General features: G+C 63.9%; 5 protein-coding genes. All 5 read left to right on the forward strand.

The features are described 5' to 3' along the window. Positions 1-100: 100 nt before the first annotated feature. On the forward strand, positions 101-592 hold the full coding sequence (locus tag VMA74_RS19845; RefSeq protein ID WP_325370166.1) for a MarR family winged helix-turn-helix transcriptional regulator: 492 nt from the start codon (positions 101-103) through the stop codon (positions 590-592). Between the two features lie 13 nt (positions 593-605). Continuing rightward, positions 606-2,732, forward strand: coding sequence for an FUSC family protein (locus VMA74_RS19850; protein WP_325370168.1), 2,127 nt, complete (start codon positions 606-608; stop codon positions 2,730-2,732). Further along, positions 2,722-2,919, forward strand: a complete 198-nt coding sequence (locus tag VMA74_RS19855; protein ID WP_325370170.1) for a DUF1656 domain-containing protein — start codon at positions 2,722-2,724, stop codon at positions 2,917-2,919. The genes VMA74_RS19850 and VMA74_RS19855 overlap by 11 nt, the downstream gene beginning before the upstream one ends. 16 nt (positions 2,920-2,935) lie before the next feature. Next, positions 2,936-3,958 (forward strand): HlyD family secretion protein, encoded by a 1,023-nt coding sequence (locus VMA74_RS19860; protein WP_325370172.1) that lies wholly within the window; start codon positions 2,936-2,938, stop codon positions 3,956-3,958. A gap of 6 nt (positions 3,959-3,964) precedes the next feature. Then, on the forward strand, positions 3,965-4,636 hold a 672-nt coding region (locus VMA74_RS19865; RefSeq protein WP_325370174.1), incomplete at its 3' end, for a TolC family protein.

Consider the following 4,636-nt stretch of genomic DNA (forward strand, 5'->3'; position numbering starts at 1 on the left):
TGGGATTGCATCCCAGCCTACTTTGCGTGCTTCGGTTTACATCTAAATATTACATTTATATACTATATGTATCTGTATTACATGCCTGGACTGCATCGCCATGGCCGACTTCGATCTTACCGAACAGCGTCTCGCCGTCACCTGCCGGCGTTATGCGGCTTTTCCGCGCCGGCCGGCCACGCTGGTGCGCCTGATCAAGCATATCCACAAGCAGTTGCATGACGAGGCAAACCTCACGCTCAAGCCCTACGGCATCAATCACCCGGAATACAACCTGCTGATGATGCTGTACGGCTCGGTCAGCGGTACGATGTCGCCGTCGGAGCTGGCGGATGCGGCAGGGGAGAAGTCCGCCAACATCACGCGGCTGACCAACGAGCTGTGTGACAAAGGCCTGATCGAGCGCAGCGCCAGCGCCGATGACCGCCGCAAGATCGCGCTGAGCTTGACGCCAACGGGACAGGCCTTGCTCGAAAGCCTGCTTCCGGATATTTGTACGTTGCTGGCGAAGCAGGGGCGCCATCTGAAGGTTTCCGAGCAGGTTCAGCTCGAAAAGCTATTGAAGAAATTTCTGAGCGGGTTGGCTGACTGAGGCCGTCGACGTCATGTCTGTAACCGAAGTCCAGGCGACAACGCCCAGTACGCGCGACGTGTTCGTGGCGACCCTGCGCGAGGAGACCACCACCTGGCTGTTCGTGGTCAAGTCGCTGCTCGCCTTCTACATCACCGGCTGGCTGGCGATGCGGTTGGCCTTGCCGCAACCGTCGACGGCGATGCTTACTACGGTCATCGTGGCCAATCGCCAGACTGGCATGGTGCTGGCCAAAAGCTTCTACCGCGCCATCGGCACGATGGCCGGCGCGCTGGCGGGTTTCCTGATCGTGGCGTTTTTTCCGCAACACCGCGTGCTGTTCCTTTCGGCCTTGTCGCTGTGGGTCGGCGCGTGCGCCGGTGGTGCCACGCTGTATCGCAATTTCAAGTCCTACGCCTTCGTGCTGGCCGGTTATACGGCGGCAATCGTGGCACTGCCGGTGATCAACAACCCGCTGGAAGTGTTCAACTCGGCGATTTGGCGCCTGAGCGAGGTGCTGCTGGGTATTGCCGTTTCGGCGGCGGTGAGCGACGTGGTATTCCCCAGCCGCATCCGCGACGATCTGCGCCGCCTGTGCCGCGCACAGTTCGCCAACTTCATCGATTTCGTGCAACGCGCGATGTGCGGCAAGGTGGCGCGTGCCGATCTGGAGAATGCGCATCTGCGCTTCGTGCGTGATGCGGTGACGGTGGAAGACCTGCGCAGTTCGGTGGTGTTCGAAGACCCGGAGGCGCGTGCGCGCAGCGGCCACATGCTGCTGCTCAACCAGCGTTTCATGGCTACCTCCACCACGCTGCAGACCCTGCATCACTTGATCAACCGCCTGAAGCGGCGCGGGCACGAGACGGCGGCGAATGCGCTGATCGAACTGTACCGGCCATTGGCCGGCGCGCTGGATGCGCCGATCGAGGCGGGCGCCGCGGCACGCGTGCTGTTGCCGCGGCTGGATGACGCACGACAGGCGATCAAGGAGCGCCAGTCGACGCTGCGCGCGGCGATGACGTCGGCCTACGACATGCTTGATTTCGACACCGGCGCTACCCTGGTCGACCGCTTTGTCGATGAACTGTATGCGTACGCCGAAACGGCCTCGGCATTGCAGGCGCCCAGGCTGTTCGGGTCGGTGGCCGAACGCGTGCGCTTCGAGCGTGGCAACGATTATGTCGGTTCGTCCCTGGCGATGCTGCGCACCTCGCTGGTGATGGGCGCGTTGAGCCTGTTCTGGATCGTATCGGCGTGGCCGTCCGGTGCGTCGGCGATGTTGCTCGCCACGGTCTTTGCCGGTCTGTTTGCCGCTGCGCCCAATCCTACGCAATGGGTACGGCACACCTCGCTCGGCTTTGTGCTCGGTACGTGCGCGAGCTTCATCTGCCAGTTTTTCGTATTGCCGCTGATGGACGGTTTTGGGCTGCTGGTGGCCGGCAGTGCGCCGTTCCTGATGATCGGCATGGCGATGATGGCATGGCCCAGCACCGCCCGCGCCGGCGTGGGCTACGCCATGGGCTTCACCTTGACCCTCGCCGTGCGCAACGAGATGAATTACGACGTGGTGTTTTTCTGGAACGACGTGCTGGCCCAGTTCGCCGGGCTGGCGGCGGCAGGGGTGGCGTTCGTGTTCGTGCCGCCGGCCATCGGCAGCCGGTGGTTGCGTCGCCGCCAGTTGGAGCAATTGCGCCGCCAGGTGCGCCTTGCCGCCACCGCGCCGCTGCCCGGCCTGCGTGCGCGCTTCGAAAGCGTCAATCACGATCTGTTCGGCCAGATCGTGGCGCAAACGGAGCGCGGCAGCCAGGCTTCGCGCAGCCTGGTGGCCTGGACGCTGTCCGTCAACGAAGTAGGGCGCACATTGATCGAGCTGCGTAACGACATGGCCGGCCGTCCGCTGCCTGAAGAAGTCCGCGAAGCGGTCGAGCGCAGCATCGATGCGATCGCGCAGCTGTACGCGTATCCCGATGCCGCGACCTATGCGCATGCGCGCGATGCACTCGCCGCGACGATGGCGATGATCGACGGCGACGAAGCCATGTCGCCGCTGCTCAATCACCTGCACGTGCTGCGCCTGGCGATGCTGGACGAACAATCCGTGCTTGCCGCTTACATGCAGGCGCATACCCCCACACAAGGAGTTGCCCATGCCACGTGAAATCGCCATTGGCGGCGCGCTGGTTCCCGGCCTGCTGGTCTGGTTCCTGCTGGCCGTGGTGCTGTTGCTGCTGTTCGACTGGGTGGTGGGCCGCTATGGGCTGTACCGCTACGTGTGGCATCCGGCGCTGCTGCGCCTGGCGTTCCTGGTTTGCATATTCGGCGGCTTCGCGCTGCTGACTTTTTGACGGTATATCCCACGCCATGAAAAATACGCTCATTATCCGCGTCACACTCACCGCTATCATCGTGCTGCTCGCCGCACTGATCGGCTATGGCTTATGGCGCCATTACATGTATTCGCCGTGGACGCGTGACGGACGCATCCGCGCCAACGTGGTGCGTATCGCGCCGGACGTCTCCGGCCTGGTCACCGCGGTGAACGTGATCGACAACCAGCAAGTGAAGCAAGGTGACGTGCTGTTCGTGATCGATCGCCCCCGCTACGAAGATGCGGTGGAGCAGGCCAAAGCCAATCTCGCCGCGGCACAGGCTGCGGTCGCTGCGGCCAAGGCGAACATCGACGCGGCCAAGGCCGGCACCACGCAAAGCAAGGCCAACTTCACCATGTACGAGGCGCAATCCAAGCGCCGGCAGAGCCTGAGCGACGTGGTGTCCAGCGAAGATATCGCCAACGCGCGCGCCACCGCGGATGCCGCACGCGCCACCTGGGACAAGGCGCGGGCCGGCATCGAACAGGCCACCGCCGCACAGCAGCAGGCGCAGGCGGCAGTGAAGCAGGCGCAAGCGGCGCTGGCCACGGCGCAACTCAATCTGCAACGCACCGAAGTGCGCGCGCCGGTGGATGGCTACATCACCAACCTGCTGGTGCGCGTGGGCGATTACGCCAGCGCCGGTGCGCCGCGGCTGGCCCTGATCGATAGCCATTCGTTCTGGGTGGATGGCTATTTCGAGGAAACCAAGCTGCCGCATCTGCACGTCGGCGATCCAGTCGACATTCGCCTGATGAGCGGCGGCGTGCATCTGCGCGGCACGATCGAAGGCGTGGCGCGCGGTATCGCCGGTGCGGTCGATCCCACCGGCAACGATTTGCTCGCCAACATCAATCCCACCTTCAACTGGGTGCGCCTGGCACAGCGCGTGCCGGTGCGCGTGCGCATCGATACCGATCACATGCCGGCCGGCACGATACTGGTGGCGGGACAGACCGCCACCCTGATCGTGCACCCTGGCGGCCATGGCGATGCGCTGGCGCAGTCACGGTGAAGCGCCATGCGTAACATGAATCTCTTCTCCCGTTTACCTTTCACGGCCCCATTGGCGTTGTGCGTGCTGCTTGCCGGTTGCGCCACGCCGGGCGGCTTGCATCCCACCGGCAAGACGCTTGACGCGCGCAGCCTCAAGAGCGAGCGCAGTTTCAGCCAGGTGCAGCTCAGCCCCACCGCGTGGCCGGCGCAGGATTGGTGGGTAAGCTTCGGCGACCCGCAGCTGAGCACACTGATCGACGAAGCGCTTAAGAACAACCCCAGCCTGGACGAAGCCGAAGCACGCGCACGGCAGGCGCAGGCCGTGGCCGATACCGCCAATGCGGCGCGCTTGCCCAGCGCGGATCTCGAAGCCGGCGCCGAAGGCATTCGCTTGTCCAACAAGGATCCGGTGTATCCGCCGTACGTGCTCGGCCACTTCGCCTGGGGCAAATCGGTGACCGCGAATTTTTCCTGGGACATCGATCTATGGGGCGGCAAGCGCGCCGCCTGGGAGGCGGCACTCGGCCGTAGCCGTGCCGCGGACATCGAAGCGCGTGCGGCACGTATCCAGCTTTCGGTGAATGTGGCGCGCGCCTATGTGCAGCTTGGCTATGCCTTCGCACAGCAAGATGTCGCGCAAGGCGAATGGCAGCGTACTTCGCAAACCTTGGCACTCACGCGCCGATTGGTGGCCGGT

Origin of the sequence: Dyella sp. (assembly GCF_035508675.1) — a bacterium.
Classification (GTDB): domain Bacteria; phylum Pseudomonadota; class Gammaproteobacteria; order Xanthomonadales; family Rhodanobacteraceae; genus Dyella_B.

What these genes read in the sequence shown, in the direction of transcription:
- VMA74_RS19845 (WP_325370166.1), top strand. Translation starts at nt 101, where the DNA reads ATGGCCGACTTCGATCTTACCGAACAGCGTCTCGCCGTCACCTGCCGG.
- VMA74_RS19850 (WP_325370168.1), top strand. Translation starts at nt 606, where the DNA reads ATGTCTGTAACCGAAGTCCAGGCGACAACGCCCAGTACGCGCGACGTG.
- VMA74_RS19855 (WP_325370170.1), top strand. Translation starts at nt 2,722, where the DNA reads ATGCCACGTGAAATCGCCATTGGCGGCGCGCTGGTTCCCGGCCTGCTG.
- VMA74_RS19860 (WP_325370172.1), top strand. Translation starts at nt 2,936, where the DNA reads ATGAAAAATACGCTCATTATCCGCGTCACACTCACCGCTATCATCGTG.